The sequence below is a fragment of the Baia soyae genome (assembly GCF_004341445.1).
Lineage (GTDB): Bacteria > Bacillota > Bacilli > Thermoactinomycetales > Thermoactinomycetaceae > Baia > Baia soyae.
Genome location: NZ_SLXV01000084.1, coordinates 1 through 1,472, shown reverse-complemented (window position 1 = coordinate 1,472; position 1,472 = coordinate 1). Strand labels below are relative to the sequence as shown.

The following is a 1,472-nucleotide window of genomic DNA, read 5'->3' as shown; positions in this document are numbered from 1 at the left end:
ATGTCCGATAAGGCTTATGTGTCGGGTAGGTCAGGTTCCTTTCGGAACCCTTCCCCCCTAAGAACCGTACGTGACAGTTTCCCATCATACGGCTCAAGCCTTTCAAACACTCTTTTAAGAGTGCGGTTTCTCAACAGTTAAATTAAGGTTATGAACCTGCCTGTGGCAGTTTGGATGTAGTAGGACTCTGTTGGCTACTTGATCGGAACCACCGTGTGTTTTCCAGTGAATGTGATGACTATGCCAGCCTGTTAAATGGGTAATCTTCTGTAAGCATATTGGGCAGGTTCCTTTTTGTTCTTTCCAAAGATATAGGAGTTTCTGTTTATGTTTCAGATTTTGTTCCATCTTGATATCAAGACGTTTCTCATAGTACATTTCCCATTGTGGATCGTATGGGTTGGCGTGACTTTTGATTTTGATGTGCCTTTGGATGATGACACTAAATGCATAGAAGAGATATATGTTCTGAAACTTTCCGTATTTATCTTTGGATGCCCCATAGAATACCCAGTTTCTATTTCCTATTGATTTGAAATATCTTTTGGATATCCAATTTCTAGCTTTCTTAGGATGTCTGCGCTTTGCCCATCTCCATAGTGCTTTAAAGACGGCATTGTCTACTCTAGAGAAGATTTCTTTACTAACCACATGTTTGTGATAGTTAGCCCATCCACGAATCATTGGATTAAGTTGTAGAATAAGGTTCTCTGTTGTTGCTTGTTTATTGGTTCTGATAACCTCTCGCACTTTGTCTAGGAAGGCTTTGATGTTTTTCTTAGAAGGCTTAATTAGTAGCTTGCCCTTGTATTTCCGTATGTTTTGCCCTAAGAAGTCGAACCCATCGTTTATATGTGTTATGGAGGTTTTTTCTTCTGAAAGCTCTAAACCACGTTCTTGTAGAAATTCCTTTACAAGAGGTTTTACCTCTTGTTCAAGTATTTCTTTAGAGTTCGCTGTGATAATAAAATCATCCGCATAGCGTATATAGTTTACCTTGTGCATACTGGTTGCTACTCTCTTCTTTGGGAAAGCCTCCTGTAGTACTTTTTCTAGACCATCTAGTGCAAGATTAGCAAGAACAGGGGAACAAATTCCGCCTTGAGGTGTTCCTTGTTCCGTAGGATACAAAGTCTTCTGATCCATGAATCCAGCTTTCAACCATTTTTTGAGGATGGTTTTATCCATTGGAACATTATCTAGTAGCCAAGAATGGCTGATCCTATCAAAGCATGCTTTGATATCCCCCTCCAGAATCCAATGAGCCGAGTTCTTGTTGTTTAGGACTTTGAAGCATTGGCTAATAGCATCAGCAGTAGACCGTTTAGGTCTGAACCCATACGAATTTAAATCCCCTGTCGTTTCGGCAATAGGGTCCATTGCAAGTAAGTGTAGTGCTTGCATGGCTCTGTCTTTTATTGTTGGAATGCCGAGTGGACGTTTTTTACCGTTCTTTTTGGGAATATAAACAC

At 40.2% G+C, this 1,472-nt stretch carries 1 protein-coding gene; it reads right to left on the bottom strand.

From position 1 onward, the window contains the following. Positions 1–114 precede the first annotated feature (114 nt). A partial coding sequence (ltrA, locus tag EDD57_RS14200) for a group II intron reverse transcriptase/maturase (protein WP_131850069.1) occupies positions 115–1,472 on the bottom strand: 1,358 nt, incomplete at its 5' end.